This window comes from Mycobacterium sp. UM_CSW (genome assembly GCF_000455205.1).
Classification (GTDB): domain Bacteria; phylum Actinomycetota; class Actinomycetes; order Mycobacteriales; family Mycobacteriaceae; genus Mycobacterium.
In genome coordinates this window covers 1-24367 of record NZ_AUWQ01000063.1, presented here as the reverse complement: position 1 = coordinate 24367, position 24367 = coordinate 1, and the positions used below count along the sequence as shown (strand labels likewise).

Below are 24367 nucleotides of genomic sequence, written 5' to 3'. Positions count from 1 at the left end.
ACCGATTTTTTGCGGCTAATGCAGGATGTTCATGTGCTCGCCCACCCCAAGACCGGCCAGGCGTTCGGTTCTCCGGTTCCGCCCGGCGCCGGATGGCCGGGTGATCCGGCGACACCGCGAACGCCGGTGGCCGCCGACCCGACCCAGGTCGCCGCGCTGGCGGCCCAGGCCGGTTCGATCGCGGAACTCGACGCCGCGATCAGCGTCTGCCGGGCCTGCCCGCGGCTGGTCACCTGGCGCGAGGAGGTCGCCGTCACCAAGCGCCGGGCGTTCGCCGACCAGCCGTATTGGGGGCGGCCGGTGCCGGGCTGGGGATCGGAGCGGCCCTGGCTGCTGATCGTGGGGCTGGCGCCCGCCGCGCACGGCGCCAACCGGACCGGACGGATGTTCACCGGCGACCGCTCCGGCGACCAGTTGTACGCGGCGCTGCACCGGGCGGGGCTGGTCAACCAGCCCACCAGCGTGGACGCCGCGGACGGCTTGCGCGCCAACGGGATTCGGATCGCCGCGCCGGTGCGCTGCGCGCCGCCGGCCAACGCGCCGACGCCGGCGGAGCGGGACACCTGCTGGCCGTGGCTTCAGGCCGAGTGGCGGCTGGTCTCCGACGACGTCCGCGTGATCGTGGCCCTGGGGGGATTCGCCTGGCAGATCGCGCTGCGACTGCCCGGCCTGTCCGGGCTGCGCAAGCCGCGGTTCGGCCACGGCGTGGTGGCGGAACTGGAATCCGGCGTGCGATTGCTCGGCTGCTACCACCCCAGCCAGCAGAATATGTTCACCGGTAGGTTGACTCCGGTAATGCTGGACGACATCTTCGTGGACGCAAAGAGGTTGGCAGGAATCACGTGACCGAAATTCTGGTTTCCGGTGCGAGCGTGGCCGGTATGACGGCGGCGTATTGGCTTGCCCGCCAAGGCTATTCGGTCACCGTGGTGGAACGGCATCCCGGCCTGCGGCCGGGCGGCCAGGCGATCGACGTGCGCGGTCCGGCGCTGACGGTGCTGGAACGGATGATGTTGCGGGCGGCCGCCGACCACGCTCGGACCCGGATCCGCGGGGCGTCCGTCGTCGACGCCGATGGCAACGAGCTGTCCGAGGACATCGCATCGACACCCACCGGCGGTCGCCATCATATGCTTGACATCGAGCTGCTGCGCGACGACCTCGTCGAATTGTTATACGACGCAACCAAACTGGACGCCGAATACATCTTCGACGACAGCATCGCCGCGTTGGAGGACGACGGCACCGCCGTCAACGTGACCTTCGAGCGCGCCGCGGCGCGCAGCTTCGACCTGGTGATCGGGGCCGACGGTTTGCACTCCAATGTGCGCCGGCTGGTCTTCGGCCCCGAGGCGCAATTCATCGAGCGGCTGGGCACCTACGCGGCGATCTTCACCGTGCCCAATTTCCTCGACCTGGACTACTGGCAAACCTGGCATTACGGCGACAACACCATGGTCGGCGTCTACAGCGCGCGCAACAACACCGAGGCCCGGGCCATGGTCGGCTTCATGGAGGCCGACCTGCGGATCGACTACCGCGACACCGAGACGGTGTTCGCCGAGCTGGAACGGCGGATGGCCGACGACGGCTGGGTCCGTCCGCAGCTGCTGGAGTACATGCGCAGCGCGCCGGACTTCTACTTCGACGAGATGTCGCAGATCAAGATGGATCGCTGGTCAAAGGGCCGGGTGGCGCTGGTCGGCGACGCGGGCTATTGTTGCTCGCCGCTGTCGGGGCAGGGGAGCAGTGTCGCGCTGCTGGGCGCCTACATCCTGGCCGGCGAGCTCGGCGCCGCCGGTGGCGACTATGAAAAGGGCTTCGCCACCTATCACGCCGAGTTCCACGACTACGTCAAGCGCAACCAGTGGCTGGTGATCGACAACATCCCGGGCGGCGCGCCCATCCCGCAGGAGGTGTTCGACCGCATCGTCAACTCCCTCACGCTGAAGGACTACTGACCCGGCTTTGAATGTGAAGCCTCGGCTTCGCGTGTGAATCCTGGGCGCAGATCCGGCCGGAATCCCCGCCCTGCGTACACACCGAAAGCCGTGAGTGCACACGCAAGCGCGGGAACGTTCGCAGGCAAAACGGCGTTGACGCCATCGTGCGACTTTCCGTCCTTGACCTCGTCCCGGTGCGCAGCGACCAGACCACCGGCGACGCGCTTGCGGCCACCGTGCAGCTCGCGCAGGCCGCCGACCGGCTGGGCTTCACCCGCTACTGGGTCGCCGAACACCACAACATGCCGTCCGTGGGCGCTACCAGCCCGCCGGTCCTGATCGCCTACCTGGCCGCGCAGACCACGCAGGTCCGCCTCGGCTCGGGCGGCGTGATGCTGCCCAACCACGCGCCGCTGGCGGTCGCCGAGCAGTTCGCGCTGCTGGAAGCCGCCGCGCCGGGCCGCATTGACCTGGGCATCGGGCGCGCGCCCGGCTCTGACCCGGTGACGTCGTACGCGCTGCGCGGCAGCCGCGGCGATGAGGACATCGAGCGCTTCCCCGACTACCTCGACGACGTGGCGGCGCTGATGAGCGCGCGCGGCGTGGTGGTGCCGCTGCGCTCGGGGGACTACCGGCTCAAGGCAACCCCGGCGGCCGCGAGCGAACCGAGGCTGTGGCTGCTGGGCTCGTCGATGTACTCGGCGCACCTGGCCGCGGCCAAAGGGCTGCCGTACGTCTTCGCGCATCACTTCTCGGGCCAGGGGACCGAGGAGGCGCTTGCGGTTTACCGGTCCCGGTTCAAGCCGAGCGCGCTGACGCCCGAGCCGGTGACGTTCTTGACGGTCAACGCCGCGGTGGCCGAAACCCGCGACGAGGCGACGGCTTTGATGCTGCCCAACCTGCAGATGATGGCGCGGCTGCGCACCGGGCAGCCGCTCGGGCCGGTGCCGTTGGTCGAGGAGGCCGAGGTGGCCCAGCTCGGCCCGGAGCAGCAGCGCATCGTGGAGAGCGGGCTTAAGCGGGCCGTCCTCGGCACGCCGGAGGAGGCCGCCGAGCAGGTGCGCGCGCTGGCCGACCGGTTCGGCGTTGACGAGGTGATGGTCCACCCCGTGGCGTCGGCCCACCTGGGTACCGATCCCGCGACGGCGCCGGCTCGGGTCGCGACGCTGGAGCTGCTGGCCAAGGAGCTGTTCTAGTCGGTCACACCCGCCTGAGACGTAGTACTCGGCGCGTGCTCGGCGATCCAGTCGCGCAAGTCGTCCGCCGGCAACGGCGGGCTGTGCACGAAGCCCTGGGTGATGGTGCAGCCGTATCGCCGCACCGCGCGCAGGGTGAGCTCGTCTTCGACGCCCTCGGCCACCAGGTCGGCGCCCAGGCTGCGGGCCAGGGCCACGGTCGACCGCACGATCGCGACCGATCGCGGGTCCTGGGCCAGACGCGCCACGAAGATCCGGTCGAGTTTCAGCTCGTCGACCGAGACGTCCTGCAGTCGCGCCAGCGACGACCACCCCGTGCCGTAGTCGTCGAGCGAGATCCGCACGCCGAGGCGCTGCAGCGCGGCGACGGTGTTGCGTGAGCGTGCCGAGTCGACCAGCGCGCTCTCGGTGATCTCGACGATGAGGGCGTCGGGGGGCAGTGCGTGCGTCTGCAGCAGACGCTCGATCGTGCTCACCAGGTCCAGGTCGAGCAGGTTGGTGGTGGACAGGTTCACCGCGACGGTCAGGGGCATGCCCTGGTCGCGCCACGACCGGACCTGCCTCAGCGCCACGTCGATGGCGCGGTTGGCCACCTGACGCATCAGGCCGCCGCGTTCGGCGGCGTTCAGGAATTCGTCCGGGAGCAGCAACCCGCGGCTGGGATGCCGCCAGCGCAGCAGCGCCTCGACGCTGTGAACACTGCCGTCGCTCGCGTTGATCTTTGGCTGGTAGTGCACCGTCAGCTGGTCGTCGTCCAACAGCGCGACGCGCAGTTCCTCGACGAGGTTGGGGTCGTTGTCGCGGTACAGCTCGTATGCCGAGTCGTAGACGGCGATCTTGCTGACGGCCGACTTCGCGTGCGGGATCGCCATCTCGGCGCGGTTGAGCAGCTCCTGCGGATGATCGCAGTGGTCGGGGCAGAGCGCGATGGCGATGCGGGCATCGACCTGCACGGTGATCGGGTCGAGCGCGAACGGCTCGCTCAGCGCCTCGAGCAACCGGCCCGCCTGGGCGCGCGCGGCGATGACGTCCGACCCCTCGCCGAGCAGGATCGCGAACTCGTCCTCGCCCACCCGCGCCAGCAGGTCTTCGCGACGCACGCACCGCGCGAGCCGGTGCGCAACGTCGCGTAACAGCTCATCGCCGAAATGCTGGCCGACGGAGTCGTTGATCTCGTCGAACTCGTACAGGTGCAACAGCAATAAGGCGCGCCGCGGCGTTCCGGGCGCGGACAGCGGTCCGGCCGGCGCCGAGTCGGGTAGCCCGGTCAGCGCGGTCGCCAGCGACCGCCGATTGGGCAGGCCGGTCAGTTCGTCGGTCATCGCCTGCTTGTGGTTTTCGGCCAGCATGCTGACGTCGCGGAAGGTCGCCGATAGCCGCGCGGCGACCGCGACCAGACTCAACGCGGCGAGAGTTGTTGCCAGCCTTGAGTTGTGACTCACGACGACGCCGAGCGCCACCAGGGTGCACGCTAGTGGCACCGCGTAGGAACTGAGCCCGCGTCGCGGTGCGGGCGGCGTCGACGACCACGGCGCCCAGCTGGCGATGGCCACCAGTAGCGACGCCGCGGGCCAGAGGGCGTCCAGCGTGGTGCCGACCCGGTAACTGCCCTCGGCTGTCTCGAAGAGGTACGCCGTGTCAGCGACGGCAAAGGCGATGAATCCGACGACGAGCAGGGCCCAGCGGAATCCCTTGCGCCAGCCGAGGATTGGCAACATGCCGGCGGTCAGGGCCAATAGGACCAGGTCGCCCCACGGGTAGACCAGGCCCACCAGCACGGTCGCCGGCGCACGGACCGCGGCCGCGTGCATGGGCCCCGCCCGGAGCGCCACGCCAACCGCGGCCGCGGCCAGCGCGCACACCAGGGCATCGAGCCGGATCGGAAGCGGCACCACCTTCAGCCGCGATCGCATCAGCAACAGCAGCCCGGCGTAGAGGAGCGGGTAGAACGCCAGGTACTCCGGATCGGCGGCCGACGGCGACTGGCCGTTGGGAACCCATGCGGCGTAGACGATGTCACCCACGGCCGACACGGCCATGCCGGTCGCGATCAAGGCCCAGGCGAGGCGATCGGCCGTAACTCGGTAGGCGCGAACGGCGATCAGCGCCGCGGCCGCCAGGTTCAGGGTGGGGTACAGGCATTTGGCGAAGAACGCGTTGCGTGCGACATCGGGAGCCAGCACGCTCGTCACGGCGAAGGTAGCCACACCAATCCCCAACGCCGCCAAGGCGATCCGGATCGACATGGGCGGCCACCGCACACCGTCGGGCATGTCGTGCGGTCGGCCCCGCGGTGCCGTCGCGGCCTCGGCGATCGGCGCCAGAGACCGTGCGAGCTTCGTCTCCCTACCGAATGCGCCGGTGGTTACCCGGTCCACGCTCGCCGGCGTGGGATCCGCCGACTCGGCCAACTGGGGAAACGCATAGGGGAACGGCAGGTCCGGCACGAATCCCCGAATGCATTGTCCACCTTCGCGTTTGGCGGCGTACATGGCGAGGTCGGCGTGCTGGAGGAGCTGATCCACGGTGCAATTCGACGCGGCCGCGGCGACCGTGTAGCCGATGCTGGGCCTGACCTCGATGGGAACGCCGTCGATCACGATGGGCGTGCCGAACGCGTCGAGCACCCGATTCGCGGTGGCCTGCGATTCGTCGAGAGAGGCCTCGATGAGGACGGCGAACTCGTCGCCGCCGAGTCGCGCCACCAGGGTGCCGGTGTCCTCCAGCGCAGCGGTGAGCCGGCCGGCCACCCGGACGAGGAGTTCGTCACCGGCGGGATGCCCGAGCGCGTCGTTGACCGACTTGAAGTTGTCGAGGTCGAGGCACAGCACCGCGATCGGTCCACCTTCGAGGCGTTGCCGCGTGACGGCCTGTTCCAGGCGATGCAGGAAGTGCGCGCGGTTGGCCAACCCGGTCAGGCTGTCGCGGAACGCTTCCCGCGCGACTTCGGACAGCAGGCCCTGGTTTTCCATCAGCACGATGAACTGCCGGGCGAGCACCGCGGCGACGAGGATCCCCAGCGCGGCCAGCATCGGTCCGTGCGCCATCAGGTTCACCGCCTGACCGAGGCCGACGGCGGCGGCCAGCATGAGCGGCAGATAGGGCAGCCAGAGCAAGGCGGGCGACATGATCTCGGTCCGTGCCGGGTCCGTGGCGGTCTCGTGCACGCTGGCCAGGCCCGCCAGCGAGAGCAGTGCGAATCCGGCGACCCGCCCCAGATCGGTCAGGTCGCCCAGGTGATAGCTGCCCACTCCGGTTTGGAAAACCATCGCGATGTCTGCAGTGGTGATGGTCGCGATTCCGGCCGCCAGCAAACCCCGGCTCGGCAGGTCGTTGGAGCGGATCCGGGACAGCATCAGGATTGCCGTCGTCAGCAGAACGATGTCGGCGAAGACCTCGATGAGTGTCGCAAGCCGCGAGCCGGTGTTCTCGCGTAGTTGTTTGTCGAGGACGAACACCCACGAGATGACGAACAGTGAGGTCGCCACGATGAGGCCGTCCAACACCAGGCGCCGGGGGCTGTGGCGGGACAGATGCGACAGCAGTGCCAACGAGACCATCGCGCCGAGCGGGTACAAGGTGAACACGGCCTCCGCGGCGGCGGGATGGGTGGCATGCTCGATATCCGGACGCACCTCGTACACCGACCACAGGACCTCACCCGCGGCCCAGCCGAGCAGGCCGATCACCAGCGCCAGCCATCCGAATCTGCGGCGCCCGGTGGAGAAGAGGGCCGCGTAGCCGGCAGTTGCGGCGGTCACCAGCAGGCACAGCGCGAACACAGTTTCGTCCACTGGCCGCGTCCCGTACGCGCCGCGCCATCTGTTCACCGACGAGGCGACAACCAGCACCGCCGCCGTGCCGTAAACGGCGACGAGGAGCCAGCCCATGCGCCGGGACAGCCCGAACCGCCGCCACGGATTTCCCGTCCAGCGTGTCATAAGCCGCCCCAGCCGATCCCGCGCTTCGTCGCGCGCTACAGGAGAATAAACCGCCGCGGGGCTATGCGGGCGGACGCTGCGATATTCACCGCGGAGTCAATAAAAAGACAGGGATGGGCCGTGACGTCCGAGTCTGATAGCTGCTGTAGCGGTTGCCGTTGTTCCTGTTGACCAGCTCCCACAGCCGCGCGTAGTCGGGGTCGTCGGGGCCGACTTTCCGCGCGGTCACCGGGATACGCCTGGAACCGACGTTGATCTCAATGTCGGGACGCTTCTGCAGGTTGTGATACCACCCGGGGTTGCGGTCGTCGCCGCCCTTGGACGCGACGATCACGTACGAGTCGCCATCCTTGGCGTAGGTCAGCGTCGTGGTGCGCGGCTGACCGGTCTTCGCGCCGACCGTGTGGAGCAGCAGGCTGGGCGGCATCCCCGGTATCTGGTGACCGATCCTGCCGTCGGTCTTGCGGTAGATCGTGTCGTGCAGACGCAGCATCGGGATCAATACGAATTGTTCTAGCGGGGTCAGATTGCTCATGGTCTCAGTCTGTCTGACGATCGTCGATCCGGGCGAGGTCCTGGAGGGCCTCCCGCAAGATCTGTGCGGTGGCCTCCCTGTCCGGGTCGCGCCGCAGGAGCATCCCCTTTGCGAACGACAGCTTGTCGCCGTTGCGCCGCGGCAGCACGTGCAGGTGGATGTGCATCACCGTCTGGAAGGCGGGGCGGCCGTCGTTGATCGCGATGTTCGTCGCGTCGGCCAACTCCGTTGTCCGCGCGGCGCGCGCGACCCGCTGGCCGATGGTGGCCATGTCGGCGAGCGTCTGCGGCGGGGTGTCGGTCAGGTCGACGGTGTGCCGTTTGGGGATCACCAGCGTGTGGCCGCGGGTGAACGGTCGGATGTCGAGGATCGCCAGGTACCCGTCGTCTTCGTAGATCCGGTGGGCCGGGGCGTCGCCGGCGACGATCGCACAGAACACGCAGGACATGTCGCCCACGGTACTGATCGCCGGATACGCTGCGGCGGTGGACGCTCGCGAGGTGGCCTTTGCCGGCGCCGCCGAACAGGCCCGGATGCTGGCCGACGGCGAACTGACCGCGCCGGAGTTGCTCGAAATCTTTCTGGACCGGATCGCGCGGCTGGACAGCGAGTTGCGCTGCTATCGCGTAGTGCTGGCCGACACCGCGCGGTACGAGGCGGCGGTGGCGCAGGAGCGCCTCGACGCGGGGGAGCGGCTGCCGCTGCTCGGGGTGCCGATCGCGATCAAGGACGACGTCGATGTCGCGGGCGAGGTGACGGCGTGCGGCAGCGGCGGGCACCGCCCCGCGGTGACGTCCGACGCGGAGGCGGTGCGTCGGCTGCGCGCCGCGGGCGCGGTCGTCATCGGCAAGACCAATGTGCCCGAGCTGATGATCTTTCCGTTCACCGAGTCGCTGACCTTCGGGGCAACCCGCAACCCGTGGGACCTCAGGCGCACGCCGGGTGGCAGCAGCGGCGGCAGCGCAGCCGCGGTGGCCGCCGGGCTGGCGCCGCTGGCGCTGGGATCCGACGGCGGCGGGTCGATTCGCATCCCGTCGTCGTGGTGCGGGGTGTTCGGTGTGAAGCCGCAACGCGACCGGGTGTCGCTGGAGCCGCATGACAACGCGTGGCACGGGCTGAGCGTCAACGGCCCGATCGCCCGGTCGGTGCGCGACGCCGCGACGTTCCTGGACGCGACGTCAACCGTGCCCGGTCCGGAGGGCGAGTTCGCCGCCGCCGCCGCGCGCCACCCCGGCCGGCTGCGAATTGCGTTGAGCACCAAGGGCCCAATGCCGGTCCCCGTCCGCGTCGGCAAGGCGCAACTGACCGCCGTGCACGAGGCGGGCGCGTTGCTGCGCGATCTCGGCCACGACGTCATCACCCGCGACCCCGAGTACCCGCCGGCCGCGGTCCTGACCAATTACCTGCCCCGCTTCCTGCGCGGCATCAGCGACGACGCGGACGCCCAGGCGCACCCCGAACGCCTCGAGGCCCGCACCCGCAGCCTGGCGCGCGCCGGGGCACTCTTCTCGGACCGCAGGATGGACGCGATCCGCGCCGCGGAGCCCGCGGTGGCCGGCCGGATCCAGGCGATCTTCGACGACGTAGACGTCGTCGTCACGCCGGGGAACGCGACGGGACCCCCGCGGGTGGGCGCCTACCGGCGCCGCGGCGGCGTCTCGACGCTGCTGCTGGTGGCGCAGCAGGTTCCCTATTTCCCGATCTGGAACCTGACCGGTCAGCCCGCCGCGGCCGTGCCGTGGGACCTCGACGGCCACGGGTTGCCGATCGCCGTGCAGCTGGTCGGCCGGCCGTACGACGAGGCGACGCTGCTGTCGCTGTCGGCGCAGATCGAGGCCGCCAGGCCATGGGCCCACCGGCGCCCGCCGGTGTCATAGGGGAAGCCGAATGCCCGACGCCGCCGAGGAAAACATCGACGATCTGCTGGAGGGGCTCGAGGGCGCCGCGCGCGCCGAACGGGCGGAACTCGTGCGGTGGCTGCTGGACCAGGGCATCACGCGCGAGGAGATCCGGAGCACCAACCCGCCCCTGCTGCTGGCCACCCGCCACCTGATCGGCGACGACGGGACCTACGTCTCCACCCGTGAGATCAGCGAGACCTATGGCGTCGACCTGGCGCTGCTGCAGCAGGTGCAGCGCGCCATCGGGCTGGTGCGGGTCGACGACCCCGACGCGGCCGTCCACATGCGCGCCGACGGCGAGGCCGCCGCCTTCACCCAGCGCTTCGTCGAGCTGGGCCTGGATCCCGAGCAACTGGTCCTCGTGGTCCGGGTGCTCGCCGAGGGTCTCTCCCGCGCCGCCGAGGTGATGCGGTACGCCGCCCTTTCGACGATCATGCGGCCGGGCGCCACCGAGCTGGAAATCGCCCAGGCGTCAAAGGCTTTGGTCAGCGAGATCGAGCCGATCCTCGGCCCGATGATCCAGCACATGCTGTTCATGCAGCTGCGGCACATGATGGAGACCGAGGCCGTCAACGCCGCCGAACGGGCCGCGGGAAAGCCGCTTCCCGGCGCGCGCCAGATCACCGTCGCCTTCGCCGACCTTGTCGGCTTCACCCGGATAGGCGAGGTGGTGTCGGCCGAGGAGCTGGGGCAGTTGGCCAACCGGCTGGCCCACCTTGCCCGGGACGTGACCGTCCCGCCGGTGCGGTTCGTCAAGACGATCGGCGACGCGGCCATGTTCGTCTGCCCCGAGCCGCTGCCCATCCTGGACGCCGTGCTCAAGCTCGTCGAGGCCGTCGACACCGACAACGACTTCCCCCGGCTGCGGGCGGGGGTGGCCTCCGGCATGGCGGTCAGCCGGGCCGGCGACTGGTTCGGCAGCCCGGTCAACGTGGCAAGCCGGGTCGCCGCCGTGGCGCGACCGGGCACCGTGCTGGTCGCCGATTCGGTCTGGGAGGCCCTCAACGCGACGGGTCACAACGGGAACCTGCAGGGTTCGTTCGCCGGTGCGCGCCGCCTCAAGGGCATCAAGAACGAGGTGAAACTTTTCCGGGTGCGCCGGGGCGACGCATAGGCAGGCCCGGGCGACTCTAGGGGGCGTTTGACGCTTAGGTCGTACGCGGCTGGTTTCCTACCCCGTTTCCCAGCGCTTCGAATCGGTCGCTTCCGGGCCTGCTTCGCTACCAAAAATACAACTCCGAACAGCGCATATCAACGGTTTTTCCCGACCCGAACGGACGGGCGCCCGCCCCACCGGCGTTCGCCCCCGGTGAACGCCATTCCATTACATGTGTAACGGTGTAATCATGTAATCATGAAGACACACCACACCCACGGGCGGCGCTACGGTCGCCCCGGCGGCTGGCAGCAGGCCCAGCAGCCTGACGCGAGCGGCGCGGCGGAATGGTTCGCCGGACGCCTACCGGAAGCCTGGTTCGACGGCGACCCCACCGTCATCGTCGATCGCGAGGAGATAACCGTCATCGGCAAGCTGCCCGAGTTCGCGGGCTCCGGCGAAGAAGAGAGCGAGGCCCGCGCGGAAGGCCGCGTCTCACGGTTCCGCGAAGAGACGCGGTCGGAGCGCATGCGCATCGCGGACGAGGCGCAGGATCGCTACGGGCGCAAGGTTTCCTGGGGCGTCGAAGTCGGTACCAAAACGGGTACCGAGCGAATCCTGTTCACGCACATCGCCGTACCGGTGATGACGCGCCTGAAGCAACCCGAGCGTCAGGTGCTCGACACGCTGGTCGACGCCGGCGTCGCGCGGTCCCGCGCTGACGCGCTCGCGTGGACGGTCAAGCTGGTCGGCGAGCACACCGAGGAATGGCTGGCCAAGCTGCGCGACGCCATGTCGGCGGTCGACGATCTGCGTGCCGAGGGCCCCGACCTCCAGTCGTAAGCCGAACTGGCCCTTGGTTATTCGTTGCCGACCTTGGCGAGGATCTTGTCGGTGATCTGCCCACCCTGATCGGTGATGTGGTAACCGCAGGCGTTGACGTCGACGACGACGTTGTTGGCCACACCCATCGCGCGTTGGCACTCCCAGCCGTCGGCGCCTTCCTGGGTGTCCATGATGGTGATCTTCGGCGGGCTGCCGTTCAGTTGGGCGAACGTCCACCGGTATTGCTTGCTCTTGTTCGTCACCGTGACCGTCTTTCCGGCGCAGCCCTTCCACTTGTCGGACGACGCCTGCACGAACGCCTTCGCCTTGTCGGCGGACGGGAATGCGACGGCGGCCTGGTTGACCCAGTGGTCGTAGTTGTCGCCGGATTCCGAGGACACCAGCCCGCTGATGCCCGTGTAGCCGGTCCCCGCGTACACCGGGTCCTGGCTGGTGTAGAGCGCGCCCAGGCAGTTCGGCAGGGACAGCGTCACCGTTGAGGTGTCCATCGACGTGATGGGCTTGCCGGGCGTCATCTCGGAGGAACCCATGATGCTGTTGATCCCCGACGGATCCAGCAGCAGGGCGCTGAGCCGGTCGGGCGCTACCGGTTCCGGGGGCGGCGGCGCCGGCTTGGGCTTCAGGATCAACCACGCCCCGACCCCACCGACGGCCAGGACGATCACGACCGCGACGGCGGCGACGATCGGCCACGGGTTGCGTTTGGGCTTGGCGGGCGGCTGATTCCACGACGAGGACGCGGGCCCGGTGAACTGCGGCGGCGGGCCGCCCCAGCTACCGCTGCCGCCCTGGTAGTACGGCGGGGTAGCTTGGTTCGCCCCGGGAATGGGCCCGCTTTCGGGGGCCCACGGCGGGGGCGTTTGGGCGGCCTGCGGAATGGGACCGGACGCGGGGTAGCCCTGGGCGGGCGCCGGCGGCGGGGTGGTGACCTGTTGTGGTTGGGGCGGGGTCACGGGCGGGGCGGCCACCGTGGGGTCGAGGACGTCCGCGGTGCGGGCCTCGGCGGTGGCGGGCAGCGTGGCTTCCTGGCTGCGACGCACGATGTTGTTGGCGTGGTCTTGGTCGGGGTCGCTGAGGGCCTCGTGCGCGGCCAGGGCCAGGTCGCCCGCGCTGGCGTAGCGGTCTTCGGGCTTCTTGGCCATGCCGCGCGCGATCACCGCGTCGAACGCCTTGGGGATGCCCGAGCGAACGTCGCTCGGCTTCGGAATGGGGTCCAACAGGTGGGCGTGGACCAGGGTGCCGGCGCTGTCGGCGCGGTAGGGCGGCGATCCGGTCAGCGCCTCGTGCAGCACACAGGCCAGCGCGTAGATGTCCGCGCGATAGGTGACCTCGTCGTTCGAAAACCGTTCCGGCGCCATATATTTCCAGGTTCCCACCGCAGTGCCGAGCTGGGTCAGCTTTTCGTCGGTGGTCGCGCTGGCGATGCCGAAGTCGACGAGGTAGGCGAAGTCGTCGCGGGTGACCAGGATGTTGGGCGGCTTGACGTCGCGGTGCATCACCCCGGCGGCGTGGGCGGCGTCCAGGGCTGAGGCGATCTGGGTGATGATGGCCACCGCGCGCGGCGGGGTCAACGGGCCGAACCGCTTGAGCAGGGTGTCCAGGTCGACTCCCTCGATCAGCCGCATCTCCATGTACATCTGGCCGTCGATCTCGCCGTAGTCGTGGATGGGCACCACGTGCGGTTCCTGCAAACGGCCGGCGATGCGGGCTTCGCGCTTCATCCGCTCGCGAAACACCGGGTCCTTGCTGAACGTGTCGGACATCAGCTTGACGGCGACCGTCCACTCCTTGACGGTGTGCTCGGCCTCGTAGACCTCGCCCATCCCACCGCGGCCCAGCAGCCGTTTCAGGTGATAGGGCCCGAACATCGAGCCCACCCGTGAGGCCTGCGCGTCGCTCATCCCTGACCCTCCAAACCAACCCCGGACCCGCCGACCATATCAACACCCGCCGACCCGAGCGGCCAACCGCGAGCCCCCGGCTCAGCAATCAGACGGTCGGCCCCGGCAGGGCTGCCACAACCGACGTCGAGCACCCGCCGCGTCGCAGCGGCAGCTGCGTCACTACGAGTGCGCGGCCCACCACTTATACAGCTGATCGAGGTTCGGCCCGTTGGTATCTCCGCCGACGACTGCGAACACCAGGGTCTGCTGGTTAGTCCACATCACCTTCGGCTGATCGCCCTTGTAGTGGCCGCAGGCGATCTGCCCGAGGATGGTGTTCGGGTCTTTGTTATGCCACCAGGTGCCGGGCGAGGCCTTGTCGCCTGGGCACTTGACGATCGTGTCGGTTCCGGTGAATTCGGTGAACGCGCCCTGCACCGTTTGCAGGTCACCGAACAGCGCGTAGGACGAGATCGTGGGGCCGTTGGGGTCGGTGTTCGGCCCGCACGAGACGGACACGATCGCACCCGCCATCGGTTGGGGGTCCGGCGTGCACGCGCCGGGTGGGTAGCCGGCGGGCAGCAGGCCCAGCAGCTTGCTCGCGGCGACGGACGGCGCGGTGGACGTCGGCGCCGGGGTGGTGCGGGTGGTCGTCCTCTTGGTCGTCGTGGTTGCGGTCGTGGTGGTGGCCGCGTCGGGGGTCTCGTTGTCGTCGTGCCCGACGGCCATCGAGATGCCGATCACCGCGGCCACCAGGACGACGACGGCGGCGGCCGCGCCGGCGACGATGGGCCACGGGTTGCGTTTGCGCGCCGGCGGATGCCCATAGCCGAAGGGGGGCGGGCCGGCGAACTGCGGCGGCGGACCGGCCCACTGGGGTTGGTGCGCCGCACGATTGGGCGCCGGCGGGGCCGCGCGGGGGATGGGTCCGCTGTTGGGGGCCGGGTTCCGGGCCTGTAGTGGCTGCGGGGCGCCGGGCCCAACCGCCCCTTGGGCGGCTGCGTTCAGTCCCGGCAGCGTGGACTCCTCACCGTGGCGCAGGATGTTGACCGCCTGGGTCTGGTCGGGGTTGGTGAGCGCGTCGTGGGCGGCGCGGGCCAGGTCGCCGGCGCTGGCGTAGCGGTCCTCGGGCTTCTTGGCCATGCCGCGCGCGATCACCCCGTCGAAGGCCCGGGGGATGCCCGAACGCTTGGCGCTGGGCTGGGGGATGGGCTCCAGCATGTGGGCGTTGACCAAGACCCCGGCGCTGTCGGATTGGTAGGGCGGCGACCCGGTCAGGCATTCGAACAACACACACGCCAGCGAGTAGATGTCGGCGCGGTAGTCCACCTCGTCCTTCGAAAACCGTTCGGGCGCCATGTATTTCCACGTGCCGACGGCGGTGCCGAGCTGGGTCAGCTTCTCGTCCGTCTTCGCGCTGGCGATGCCGAAGTCGACGAGGTAGGCGAAGTCGTCGCGGGTGACCAGGATGTTGGGCGGTTTGACGTCCCGGTGCGTCACCTCGGCGGCGTGCGCCGCGTCCAGCGCGGAGGCGATCTGGGTGATGATGGCGACCGCGCGGGGCGGCGACAGCGACCCGAACTGCTTGAGCAAAGTTCCGAGATCGGTGCCCTCGATGAGGCGCATCTCCAAAAACATTTGCCCATCGATCTCGCCGTAGTCGTGGATGGGCACCACGTGGGGTTCCTGCAAACGGCCGGTGATGCGGGCCTCGCGCCGCATCCGCTCGCGGAACACGGGGTCGCTGCTGACCGATTCCGACATCAGCTTGAGCGCGACGGTCCACCCCTTGACGGTGTGTTCGGCCTCGTAGACCTCGCCCATTCCGCCGTGGCCAAGGGCCCGCTTGAGTTCGTAGGGTCCGAACATCGTCCCCACCCGCGAGCCCGGCGCCCCGCTCATCGATCCTCCCAACAACCGCGACCCGCCGACCATATCAATCCGCTCCGATCTGGTCGGCCGGTCGCAACGCCTTACGTGGTGACGACAATCAACTGGTCGCTGGCGTCCCACGCCTTGAGGAAGAGCGCCATCGGGATCTGCGCGTCGCGGCCCTTCGGATCACCGCTGTCGTTGAGATGGACGATGCCGTAGCCGGTGTCGACGCCGGTCACCACCACGGCGTGGTCGCCCTGCGGTTTGCCGTTTTCGTCCTTCGTCTCGACGGGGACGTTCCAGATCAATTCGCCGTTGACGCTGACGATCACCTTGTGGCCGGTGCCCAGTTCCTGCTCGATTCCCGCGATGCCGCCGGGGACCCCGCTCGCCGCAGCGTGCCGCCGGTCGGTGGCGACGGCGTCGACCTTGTACTGCGCCAGCAGCGTCGGGACATCGGCGAACATGGTGCCCTGGCCCGAACCCGGGTGTCTGGTGTCGGACGGCTTGATGTAAATCGACCCGGGGTGGATTGTGCTGGGGGTGGACTGGGCCTTCTTGATGATGGCCTCCTCCGAGGGCTCCTTGCCGGTCACCTGGCCGACCACATCCGCTGCGGCCATCAGCACGCAATCGTCGTATTTCTGGTGGCGCCACCATTTGGCCGCGCCGTCGGGGTCGCCGTAGGTGGCACCCGAAGCCGCGCCGGCGGTTCCCGCCACTCCCAACGCGATGGCGCCGGCGGCGACCGTGACTACGGCGGTCTTGGTGATGCTTGCGATCTTCATGGTCTTCACTGCTGGGTCCTTTTGTCGTTCCGCTTGGTTGCGGTTTGGTTGAGAAAAGGTTCCAATGTTGACCTTGTCGTAATCTCAACGAATTCTTGAAACCATCTATGCAGCAACCCTTTTCGGTCAAAAACGACGAATGGGGGACCCCGTGATCGGGATCCCCCATTCGGGTGGGTGGGTTGGTCAGGTCAGTTGGGCGGAGAGTTGCGGGCAGTAGGCCTGCGCCGCATCGACGACGAAGTAGGCGGCCTGCTTGGTGGTGAGGTTCGTCTGGCTCAGGACCTCGGTGGCGACGTCCGTCCCGGTCTTGCCGGCGGCCAGCTCCTTGCACACCTGGTGGCCTTCCTTGATGGCCTCCTGCGGCGAGGTGAAGGTGACGCCGAGGCCCCTCATCTCGGTGATGAAGGTGTCGTCGGCCGTGCTGGCCCCGGCGGCGCCGGCGGTGGCGATCGCCAGCCCGGCGGCGGCGGCGCCGATGGCCGTGGTGACGACTGCGGTGATGCGGGGAGAGAACCGGGGAGAGAACCGGGGAGAAAACATTGTCGAGATCCTTTGCTGTGGGTTTGGCCCGTTGGTGTGCTCAGCTTCGGGTCCGACCCTTGGAGGATTCTCAACGAAATCTTGATGCCCGCGTTACCCCTGGCTGACCTCGAAGGTGAACTCGTGCTCGCCGATGCGTATGCGGTCGCCGTCCTGCAGCGGGGTCGCCGAGCGGATGCGCTCGCCCTGCACCTGCACGCCGTTCGAGGAGCGCAGGTCGTTGATCACCCAGCTGGTGCCGGTATCGACGATGACGGCGTGGTGGCGGCTGACCTTGGGGGTGTCCAGCACGATGTCGTTGGCGCTGAGGCGCCCGATGCGGGTCGCGGCCTCCTGCACCGGATAGCTTCGCCCCCCGACTTCGCGCAGATGCGCGACGGCGTTGCGCTCGGAAACCCTGGTGTGCTGATCCATGACCGTCTGCGTGACCGCGGCGGTGGTCACGGCGATCTTCTTGACGTCCAACGGCTCCTGGCGCAGGATCCGCTCGTTGAGAGCGCGCAGGTTCGGGCCCGGGTCGATGCCGAGCTCGTCGGCGAGCGTCTCCTTCACGCGGCGGTAGGCCGCCAACGCGTCGGATTGGCGCTCGGTGAGGTAGTAGGCCGTGATCAACTGGGCCCACAGCGGCTCGCGGTAGGGGTGCTCCACGGTCAGCGCCTCGAGCTCGGTGATCACGGCAAAGGCGCGCCCGCAAGCGATTTCGGCCTCCGCCTTGGCCGTGTGGACCAGAATCTTCTCCTCGACGAGGGAGGTGGCATAGGTGTCGACGAACTGGAAGTCGCGCAGGTCCTCGAGCACCGGTCCGCGCCACTCCGCCAGTGCCGCCGACAGATGCTTGCTCGCCTGTTCGAACCGGGACGCGGCGGCCGCATTCACGCCCGCGGTCTTCTCGGCGATGAATCGCCCGATGTCGCAAGCGTTGTCGGGGATGCTGAGGCGGTAGCCCGGGGGCGCCGCGGCCAGCACCACCCGCGGGTCGATTCCGGCGCCGCTGAGCAGCTTGCGCAGGTTGGAGACGTAGGAGTGGATGCTGGCCCGCGCCCCCGACGGCGGCGACTCTTCCCACAGAGCCGTGATCAGCCGGTCAACGCCGACCGGGCTGTTGCGGTTCATCAGCAACATGGCCCCCACGGCCCGCTACTTGGGGGTGCCGAGGGGAACCAGGGTCCCGTCAACGCTCATTTCCAGCGGCCCGAGCAGACCGAACTCGAGGCGTTTCTCGACCATCGCGCGTCACACCCTCCCGTCTTCCGCGGCGTTGCGTTCATTGATTGTGATACGAACTTCGCGAATTCGGTAACACCCCAACGCGATCTACAGCGTGACCACCATCAACTCGTCGCTGGTGTCCCAAGCTTTGACGAAAAGCTCGATGGGAACCTGCTCGTCGCGGCCCTCGGCGATGCCGCTGTCGTTGAGGTGGACGATGCCGCGGGCGACGTCGACACCGGTCACCACCACCGCGTGGTCGGACACGGGGTTGCCGCTCTTGTCCCTCGCGTCGACGGGCTCGTGCCAGATGATTTCGCCGTTGACGCTGGCAATCACCTTGTGGCCGCCGCCGAGCGCCTGCTTGAGCCCCGCGATGCCCGAGCGGATTCCGCTCACTGCGCGGTCGTCCCTGTCGATGACCACCGCGGCCACCCGGTAATGCGCGAGCAACGCGGGAATGTCCGCCATGCTGGCGCCGTCGCCCGAATTCGGGTCGTCCGGGTTGGCCGGCTTGGTGTAGATCGGGCCGCCGTGAACCACGCTCGCAGTCGAGTGGGCCTTCTCGATGATGGCGGCCTCGGAGGGCGACTCGCCGGTGATCTGACCGATGACGTCGGCGCTGGACATCAGGACGCAGTCGTCGTACTGCTGCTGGTGCCAGAACTTGCCGGCGGCGACGGGGTCGCCGTACACGGCCTCGGAGGCCGCATTGGCCGGGGCGGCCACACCGAACGCAATCGCGAGTACCGCGAATGTGACTGTGGCCGTGGCGATCCGGTTGGGCTTCATTACCAGTCCTTTGCTTCTCGGCGTCACTTGGCGAATTGCGGGCAGTAGGCCTTGGCGGCGACGACGACGAAGTAGTCCGCCTGCTTGGTGGTCAAATTGGTCTCGCTCAGCACCTGACGGGCGATCTCGGGCCCGCTGCTGCCGGCGTTGAGCTCCACGCACACCAGGTAGCCGTCCATGATCGCGGCCTGCGGCGAGTCGATTCCGATGCCGGCGCCCCTGATCTCCGTGATGAAGGCGTCGTCGACGGTGCCGGCCGATGCGCCGCCCGCGGTGGCCACCGCGAGCCCGACGGCGGCGCCGACGAGAGCGGTTGCGACGGCTGCGGCGATGCGAAATGCGAACATGCGCCAAGGTTCCGGCCGGACCCTTGACGGATCCTCAACGATTTCTTGGTGATTAAGCCCGAGTCATCGCGTAGTAGGCGCCGCGCCGCGCCAGCAGTTGGGCGTGGCTGCCCTCTTCGACGATGCGACCGGCCTCGACAACGACGATGCGGTCGGCGTCGCGGATGGTCGAAAGGCGGTGCGCGATAATGAAACTCGTGCGGCCGCGGCGGAGTTCGCGCATGGCGTGCTGAACGAGGGTCTCGGTGCGGGTATCCACCGAGCTGGTCGCCTCGTCCAGGATCAGCAGCCGCGGCCGGGCGAGGAATGCGCGGGCGATGGTGATGAGCTGGCGCTCGCCGGCGCTGATGTTGGTGCCGCCGCCGCTGACCGGGGTCTGGTAGCCGGCCGGCAGCGTATGCACGAACCGGTCCACGTACGCCGCCTTGGCGGCCTCGATCACCTCGTCTTCGGTGGCTTCCGGGCGGCCGTAGGCGATGTTCTCCGCGATCGTCCCGTCGAACAGCCAGGTGTCCTGCAGCACCATGCCGATTCCCAATCGCAGCGACTGCCTGCTCACGGCGGTGATGTCGAGCCCGTCGACCAGTATTCGGCCCGAGTCGACGTCATAGAACCGCATCAGCAGGTTCACCAGCGTGGTCTTGCCCGCCCCGGTCGGCCCCACGATCGCCACCGTGCTGCCCGGCTCGGCCACCAGCGACAGGTCGTGGATCACCAGCGTGCCCGGCCGGTACGAGAAGTTCACGTGCTCGAACTCGACCCGGCCGCCGTTGGACCGCGGCAATGCCCGCTCCGGGTCCGGCGGCTCCTCGGGCTCGTCGAGCAGCTCGAACACCCGCTCGGCGCTGGCCACCCCGGATTGCAGAGTGTTGTACATCCCGGCCACCTGGCTCACCGGCGCGTTGAACTGCCGCAGGTATTGGACGAAGGCCTGGATGCTGCCCAGTGTGATCTGCCCGGTGGCCACCTGCAGGCCGCCGACGACGGCGACCGCGGCGTAGCCGACGTTGCCGATGAACCCCGTCGCCGGCGCCACCAGGCCGGAGAAGAACTGGGCGCCGAAGCTGGCCCGGTAGACCTCGTCGTTGAGGCGGCGGAACTGCTCGCGCGCCGCGGCCTGGTGGCCGAACGTCCGGACCACCGTGAATCCGCTGTAGGTCTCCTCGATGTGGGCGTTCAGGCGCCCCGTGCTTCGCCACTGGGCGACGAACAGGCGCTGCGAACGCCGCGCGATCGCCCGCGTCGCCAGCAGCGAGATCGGCACGGCCAGCAGCGTGATGCCGGCCAGCAGCGGGGAGATGGACACCATCATCGCCAGCACGGCGACCACCGTCAGGGCCGCGGTCAAAAGCTGGCTGATCGTCATCGACAGTGACGACTGCACGTTGTCGATGTCGTTGGTGACCCGGCTCAGCACCTCGCCGCGTTGGCGCCCGTCGAAGTAGGCCAGCGGGAGCCGGTGGATCTTGTCCTCGACGTCCGAGCGCAGCGCGACCATGGTGCGCTGCACGGTGACGTTGAGCAGCCGGACCTGCGCCCAAATCAGCAGCGCGGAAACAACATACAGCCCCAGCGCCAGCGCCAGCGTTCGGGCCACCGCTCCGAAGTCCACCCCCTGCCCCGGCACCACGTTCATCCCGGACAGCAGGTCGGCGAACGCGTTCTGGCCGCGGGCGCGGGCGGCGGCGATGGCCTGCGCCTTGCTGACCCCGGCGGGCAGCTGCCGCCCGATGACGCCGTCGAACAGCAGATCGGTGGCGTGGCCCAGGATTCGCGGCACGACCACCCCGATCGCCGTGCCGGTGACGCCCAGCGCGATCACCGCGAGGCTCAGGCGCCGTTGCGGCGCAAGCCGTTTCGTCAGCCGGGTCGCCGACGCCCAGAAGTCGCGGGAGCGTCCCGCCGCCGGTGCCACGGGCGCCACGGTCATTGCTCACCCCCGACCCCGGCCCCCACCGACTGCGAGTCGGCAAATTCCGCGTAGGTGGGACATTCCGCGAGCAGCGATTCGTGCGTGCCCGCGCCCACCAGTTTCCCGCCGTCGACGACGATCACCTGGTCGGCCTGGGCCGCGGTGGAAACGCGTTGGGTGACAACGATTATCGTCGCGGACCCCGACACCTCGGCCAGCGACGCGCGCACCCGAGCGCCGGTGTGCACGTCGAGCGCGGCGAAGGAGTCGTCGAACAGGTAGATCGCCGGGCGGCGGATGACGGCCCGCGCGATCGCCAGCCGCTGCCGCTGGCCACCGGAGAAGTTGATGCCGCCCTGCGCGACGCGCATGTGCAGCCCGTCATCGTGGGCGCGCACGAACCCGTCGGCGTCGGCTATCCGCAACGCATCCCAAATCTCCTCATCACTGGCGTCCGCCTTGCCGTAGCGCAGGTTCTCGGCCACGGTGCCGGAGAACAGGTAGCCGCGCTGGGGCACCAGCCCGATCGCCGACCACAGCCGCTCGGTGTGGTAGTCGCGGACGTCGACGTCGTCGATCAGCACGGTGCCCGAGGTGACGTCGTAGAGCCGGCAGATCAGGGAGATCAGCGTCGACTTGCCCGAACCGGTGCTCCCGACGATCGCGGTCGTCGTCCCGGGCGTCGCAGCGAACGAAATGTCTTGCAGCACCGGGCGATCGGCGCCCGGATAGGTGAAGGTGGCGCCGTCCAACCGCACGACGCCCGCGATCCCGCCCAGCGGGAACCTCGGGTTCGGTGGGTCCTGCACGGCGGCGCGGGTGTCGAGCACCTCGGTGATCCGTTCGGCGCACACCGCCGCGCGCGGCAGCACCACCAGCGTCATCGTGGCCATCAGGACGGCCATCAGGATCTGGGTGAAGTACACCAGGAAGGCGGTCAGCGAACCGACCTGCATCTGGCCCCGGTCGATGCGCAGGCCGCCGAACCAGATCAGCGCGACGCTGGACACGTTGATGGTCAGCGTGGTCAGCGGGAGCATCAGCGCCTGCAGATTGCCGGCGGCCAGCGCGGTGTTCGACAGCGCGGTGTTGGTGCGGGCGAACCGGTCGCGCTCGTAGCCCTCGCGGGCGAACGCGCGGACCACCCGGACGCCGGACAGTTGGTCGCGCACCACGCGGTTGATGCCGTCGATCAGGCTTTGCATCCGGCGCAGCAGCGGCAACATGCGCGACATGACGAAGTAGTTAGTCACCGCCATCACCGGCACGCTGACCAGCAGCAGCCAGGCCAGCGCCGCCTCCTGGTGCAGGGCCATGACGATGCCCCCGACGCACATGATCGGCGCGGTGATCAGCACGGTGCCGCCGATCTGGACCAGGTACTGGATCTGCCGGACGTCGTTGGTGCTGCGCGTCAGCAGGGTTGGCGCGCCGAATCGGTCGGTCTCGTGCTCGGAGAAGGTGGTGACGTGTTCGAAAATCGCCTGGCGCAGGTCGCGGCCGAAGCCCATGCCCGCCCTCGAGCCGACGTAGACGGCCCCGACCGCGCACAGCACCTGCAACCCGGTGACCGAAAGCATCACCATGCCGAGCCTGACGATGGTGGCGGTGTCGCCCTTGGCGACGCCCTCGTCGATGATCGAGGCGTTGACCGTGGGCAGGTACAGCGACGCCAGGGTGCTGGTCAGCTGGAGCGCCAGCAGCACCGCAACCAGCCGCCGGTACGGCCGGATGTACTGGCGCAGCAGTGCCAGGAGCATCTGGTAACTGTCGCATACGGCGCGCCACGCGCTGGTCAACACGGGGCCGAAATGCCTGCTCAGGCGCGGCGTCAGCGGTTGGCCGCCGCGGTCCCGCTACAGTGCATCGTGTGACGAGCAGAAGGCGAGGCGCGAGGGCGCTGGCTCTCGTGGCGTCGGCCTTAGCGATTCTGATCCCGACGATTGCGGGATGCTCGGGTTCCGGCGACAACAAACCGGGAGCGACGGCATCGTCGACGCCGGGCAACGGCGAGGGCCACCACGGGCCGATGTTCCCGCAATGCGGCGGCATCAACGATCAGACCGTGTCGGAGCTGACGAAGGTGACCGGGCTGGTGAACACCGCGCGGAACTCGGTCGGGTGCCAGTGGCTGGCGGGTGGCGGGATTCTCGGCCCGCACTTCTCCTTTTCCTGGTATCGCGGCAGCCCGATCGGACGGGAACGCAAGACCGAGGAGCTGTCGCGCGCCAGCGTCGACGACATCAACATCAACGGCCACGGCGGCTTCATCGCCGTCGGCAACGAGCCCAACCTGGGCGACTCGCTCTGCGAGGTAGGCATCCAGTTCCAGGACGACTTCATCGAATGGTCGGTCAGCTTCAGCCAGAAGCCATTCCCGCCGCCCTGCGACATAGCCAAGGAACTGGCCCGTCAGTCGATTGCGAATTCCAAATGAGCCGGCGAACCGTTCGCGCCTGCGTGGCCCCGGTGTTCGCCATAGTGCTCGCCGCGCTGTTGGTGTTGACCGGATGTTCGAGGTCCATCGGGGGTAACGCCATCAAGGCGGGCGGCAACCCCCCGCGCAACAACACCTCTCAGCAGCAGTACCCGAACCTGCTCAAGGAGTGCGAGGTGTTGACCAGCGACATCCTGGCCAAGACCGTCGGCGCCGATCCGCTGGACATTCAGAGCACGTTCGTCGGGGCCATCTGCCGGTGGCAGGCGGCGAACCCGGCCGGGCTGATCGACATCACCCGGTTCTGGTTCGAGCAGGGCAGCCTGGGCGAAGAGCGCAAGGTGGCCGACTTCCTCAAGTACAAAGTCGAGAACCGCTCGATCGCGGGCATCGAGTCGATCGTGATGCGCCCGGACGACCCGAACGGCGCCTGCGGCGTGGCGAGCAACGCGGCCGGGGTGGTCGGGTGGTGGGTCAACCCCCAGGCGCCGGGGATTGATGCCTGTGGTCAGGCGCTCAAGCTGATGGAGCTGACGCTGTCCACCAACAGCTAGCGAGGAACTTCGAAACCGGTGAGCGCGGCCCCGCCCGGTTCGAGTCCCTTCCACGCGCCCGGCACCGCCAGCACGGCGATGGCCGACGTCGGGAATTTCGTCGAGATGCGTTCCAGCACAGCGATGTCCGTGCCGTCATCGGCGGCCAGGATAATCGCGAGCCCCGACATCGTGGGCTCGTGACCGACGACCAGCAGCGTGCCGATGTCGTCGCCGGTCTCGTTGATCTCCGCGATCATCGTCCCCGGGGTGGCGCCGTAGAGCCGCTCGCTGTAGCGCACCGGGGCGTCGATTCCCGTCCTGTCCAACGTCTGCCGGGCGCGCGTCGCGGTGGAGCACAGCACGGCATCGATCGCGGGAACGTTGCCGCGCAACCAGTCCCCGGCAAGCCCGGCCTCCCGGATGCCTCGCGGCGCCAACGGCCGGTCATGATCCGGGACGCTCTCCGGGTAATCGGATTTCGCGTGCCGCATCAACAGCAGTGTGCGCCGTTCAGTCACGCGCTCACGCTACGCCGCGTCGTCATCGTCGTCGTCGTCTTGTCCCTCGTCGGTGTGGAGGAGTTTTTC

At 68.8% G+C, this 24367-nt stretch carries 20 protein-coding genes and 1 pseudogene; 8 read left to right on the top strand and 13 right to left on the bottom strand.

The annotated features are described in order from the left end of the window. The first annotated feature begins 18 nt into the window (after positions 1-18). The 3 genes from N415_RS20890 to N415_RS20880 all read left to right on the top strand — a co-directional run bounded on the left by N415_RS20890 (position 19) and on the right by N415_RS20880 (position 3139). Positions 19-846 (top strand): uracil-DNA glycosylase, encoded by an 828-nt coding sequence (locus N415_RS20890; protein ID WP_068186294.1) that lies wholly within the window; start codon positions 19-21, stop codon positions 844-846. After that, positions 843-1961, top strand: a complete 1119-nt coding sequence (locus tag N415_RS20885) for an FAD-binding protein (protein ID WP_068186292.1) — start codon at positions 843-845, stop codon at positions 1959-1961. Before N415_RS20890 ends, N415_RS20885 begins: the two co-directional genes overlap by 4 nt. A 146-nt stretch (positions 1962-2107) precedes the next feature. Then, the gene (locus tag N415_RS20880) at positions 2108-3139 is read left to right on the top strand and encodes an LLM class flavin-dependent oxidoreductase (protein WP_068186290.1); all 1032 of its coding nucleotides are present in this window, start codon (positions 2108-2110) and stop codon (positions 3137-3139) included. Here N415_RS20880 and N415_RS20875 read toward each other — a convergent pair. From N415_RS20875 to N415_RS20865, 3 genes are all read right to left on the bottom strand, one after another. Beyond that, a complete protein-coding gene (locus N415_RS20875; protein ID WP_068186288.1) occupies positions 3136-7029 on the bottom strand; it encodes a bifunctional diguanylate cyclase/phosphodiesterase in 3894 nt (1297 codons plus the stop codon). The genes N415_RS20880 and N415_RS20875 overlap by 4 nt on opposite strands. Positions 7030-7165: 136 nt before the next feature. Continuing rightward, entirely contained in the window at positions 7166-7615 is a 450-nt protein-coding gene (locus N415_RS20870) for a nitroreductase family deazaflavin-dependent oxidoreductase (protein ID WP_068186286.1), read from the bottom strand. Between the two features lie 4 nt (positions 7616-7619). Beyond that, positions 7620-8063, bottom strand: coding sequence for an HIT family protein (locus tag N415_RS20865; protein WP_068186332.1), 444 nt, complete (start codon positions 8061-8063; stop codon positions 7620-7622). A 37-nt stretch (positions 8064-8100) separates the two neighbouring features. On the opposite strand from N415_RS20865, the gene N415_RS20860 reads away from it, so the two are divergent. From N415_RS20860 to N415_RS20850, 3 genes are all read left to right on the top strand, one after another. Then, entirely contained in the window at positions 8101-9492 is a 1392-nt protein-coding gene (locus tag N415_RS20860; RefSeq protein WP_152531500.1) for an amidase, read from the top strand. Positions 9493-9502: 10 nt separating this feature from the next. Then, positions 9503-10630, top strand: a complete 1128-nt coding sequence (locus N415_RS20855) for an adenylate/guanylate cyclase domain-containing protein (RefSeq protein WP_068186280.1) — start codon at positions 9503-9505, stop codon at positions 10628-10630. A 240-nt stretch (positions 10631-10870) separates the two neighbouring features. Beyond that, the gene (locus N415_RS20850; RefSeq protein ID WP_068186277.1) at positions 10871-11455 is read left to right on the top strand and encodes a hypothetical protein; all 585 of its coding nucleotides are present in this window, start codon (positions 10871-10873) and stop codon (positions 11453-11455) included. Positions 11456-11472: 17 nt separating this feature from the next. Here the strand turns inward: N415_RS20850 and N415_RS20845 are convergent, their stop codons facing one another. The 9 genes and pseudogenes from N415_RS20845 to N415_RS20805 all read right to left on the bottom strand — a co-directional run bounded on the left by N415_RS20845 (position 11473) and on the right by N415_RS20805 (position 22567). Beyond that, the gene (locus tag N415_RS20845; RefSeq protein ID WP_068186273.1) at positions 11473-13359 is read right to left on the bottom strand and encodes a serine/threonine-protein kinase PknH/PknJ; all 1887 of its coding nucleotides are present in this window, start codon (positions 13357-13359) and stop codon (positions 11473-11475) included. A gap of 162 nt (positions 13360-13521) precedes the next feature. After that, positions 13522-15243, bottom strand: a complete 1722-nt coding sequence (locus N415_RS20840; protein ID WP_068186329.1) for a serine/threonine-protein kinase — start codon at positions 15241-15243, stop codon at positions 13522-13524. 71 nt (positions 15244-15314) lie between these two features. After that, positions 15315-16013 (bottom strand): C39 family peptidase, encoded by a 699-nt coding sequence (locus N415_RS20835; protein WP_068186270.1) that lies wholly within the window; start codon positions 16011-16013, stop codon positions 15315-15317. A 177-nt stretch (positions 16014-16190) separates the two neighbouring features. Beyond that, on the bottom strand, positions 16191-16547 hold the full coding sequence (locus N415_RS20830) for a DUF732 domain-containing protein (RefSeq protein ID WP_068186268.1): 357 nt from the start codon (positions 16545-16547) through the stop codon (positions 16191-16193). A 93-nt stretch (positions 16548-16640) separates the two neighbouring features. Continuing rightward, positions 16641-17774 (bottom strand): annotated as a pseudogene (locus tag N415_RS20825) (BTAD domain-containing putative transcriptional regulator). Between the two features lie 87 nt (positions 17775-17861). Beyond that, on the bottom strand, positions 17862-18548 hold the full coding sequence (locus N415_RS20820; protein ID WP_068103637.1) for a hypothetical protein: 687 nt from the start codon (positions 18546-18548) through the stop codon (positions 17862-17864). A gap of 23 nt (positions 18549-18571) precedes the next feature. Further along, positions 18572-18895: a DUF732 domain-containing protein gene (locus N415_RS20815; protein ID WP_068186266.1), complete on the bottom strand. Its 324-nt coding sequence runs from the start codon at positions 18893-18895 to the stop codon at positions 18572-18574. 52 nt (positions 18896-18947) lie between these two features. Further along, positions 18948-20825 (bottom strand): ABC transporter ATP-binding protein, encoded by a 1878-nt coding sequence (locus N415_RS20810; protein WP_068186264.1) that lies wholly within the window; start codon positions 20823-20825, stop codon positions 18948-18950. Next, complete coding sequence (locus N415_RS20805; protein ID WP_068186326.1) at positions 20822-22567, bottom strand: ABC transporter ATP-binding protein; 1746 nt, start codon at positions 22565-22567, stop codon at positions 20822-20824. Before N415_RS20805 ends, N415_RS20810 begins: the two co-directional genes overlap by 4 nt. 140 nt (positions 22568-22707) lie before the next feature. On the opposite strand from N415_RS20805, the gene N415_RS20800 reads away from it, so the two are divergent. Together N415_RS20800 and N415_RS20795 are read left to right on the top strand one after the other, a co-directional pair. Next, the gene (locus N415_RS20800) at positions 22708-23244 is read left to right on the top strand and encodes a DUF3558 domain-containing protein (RefSeq protein ID WP_173817424.1); all 537 of its coding nucleotides are present in this window, start codon (positions 22708-22710) and stop codon (positions 23242-23244) included. Continuing rightward, the gene (locus tag N415_RS20795) at positions 23241-23798 is read left to right on the top strand and encodes a DUF3558 domain-containing protein (protein ID WP_068186261.1); all 558 of its coding nucleotides are present in this window, start codon (positions 23241-23243) and stop codon (positions 23796-23798) included. Before N415_RS20800 ends, N415_RS20795 begins: the two co-directional genes overlap by 4 nt. Here the strand turns inward: N415_RS20795 and N415_RS20790 are convergent. Continuing rightward, positions 23795-24298: a histidine phosphatase family protein gene (locus tag N415_RS20790; protein ID WP_068186257.1), complete on the bottom strand. Its 504-nt coding sequence runs from the start codon at positions 24296-24298 to the stop codon at positions 23795-23797. The genes N415_RS20795 and N415_RS20790 overlap by 4 nt on opposite strands. Positions 24299-24367 lie beyond the last annotated feature (69 nt).

What these genes read in the sequence shown, in the direction of transcription:
- N415_RS20890 (WP_068186294.1), top strand. Translation starts at nt 19, where the DNA reads ATGCAGGATGTTCATGTGCTCGCCCACCCCAAGACCGGCCAGGCGTTC.
- N415_RS20875 (WP_068186288.1), bottom strand. Translation starts at nt 7,029, where the DNA reads ATGGGCTGGCTCCTCGTCGCCGTTTACGGCACGGCGGCGGTGCTGGTT.
- N415_RS20870 (WP_068186286.1), bottom strand. Translation starts at nt 7,615, where the DNA reads ATGAGCAATCTGACCCCGCTAGAACAATTCGTATTGATCCCGATGCTG.
- N415_RS20865 (WP_068186332.1), bottom strand. Translation starts at nt 8,063, where the DNA reads ATGTCCTGCGTGTTCTGTGCGATCGTCGCCGGCGACGCCCCGGCCCAC.
- N415_RS20855 (WP_068186280.1), top strand. Translation starts at nt 9,503, where the DNA reads ATGCCCGACGCCGCCGAGGAAAACATCGACGATCTGCTGGAGGGGCTC.
- N415_RS20850 (WP_068186277.1), top strand. Translation starts at nt 10,871, where the DNA reads ATGAAGACACACCACACCCACGGGCGGCGCTACGGTCGCCCCGGCGGC.
- N415_RS20845 (WP_068186273.1), bottom strand. Translation starts at nt 13,359, where the DNA reads ATGAGCGACGCGCAGGCCTCACGGGTGGGCTCGATGTTCGGGCCCTAT.
- N415_RS20840 (WP_068186329.1), bottom strand. Translation starts at nt 15,243, where the DNA reads ATGAGCGGGGCGCCGGGCTCGCGGGTGGGGACGATGTTCGGACCCTAC.
- N415_RS20830 (WP_068186268.1), bottom strand. Translation starts at nt 16,547, where the DNA reads ATGTTTTCTCCCCGGTTCTCTCCCCGGTTCTCTCCCCGCATCACCGCA.
- N415_RS20820 (WP_068103637.1), bottom strand. Translation starts at nt 18,548, where the DNA reads ATGAAGCCCAACCGGATCGCCACGGCCACAGTCACATTCGCGGTACTC.
- N415_RS20815 (WP_068186266.1), bottom strand. Translation starts at nt 18,895, where the DNA reads ATGTTCGCATTTCGCATCGCCGCAGCCGTCGCAACCGCTCTCGTCGGC.
- N415_RS20810 (WP_068186264.1), bottom strand. Translation starts at nt 20,825, where the DNA reads ATGACCGTGGCGCCCGTGGCACCGGCGGCGGGACGCTCCCGCGACTTC.
- N415_RS20805 (WP_068186326.1), bottom strand. Translation starts at nt 22,567, where the DNA reads ATGCTCCTGGCACTGCTGCGCCAGTACATCCGGCCGTACCGGCGGCTG.
- N415_RS20795 (WP_068186261.1), top strand. Translation starts at nt 23,241, where the DNA reads ATGAGCCGGCGAACCGTTCGCGCCTGCGTGGCCCCGGTGTTCGCCATA.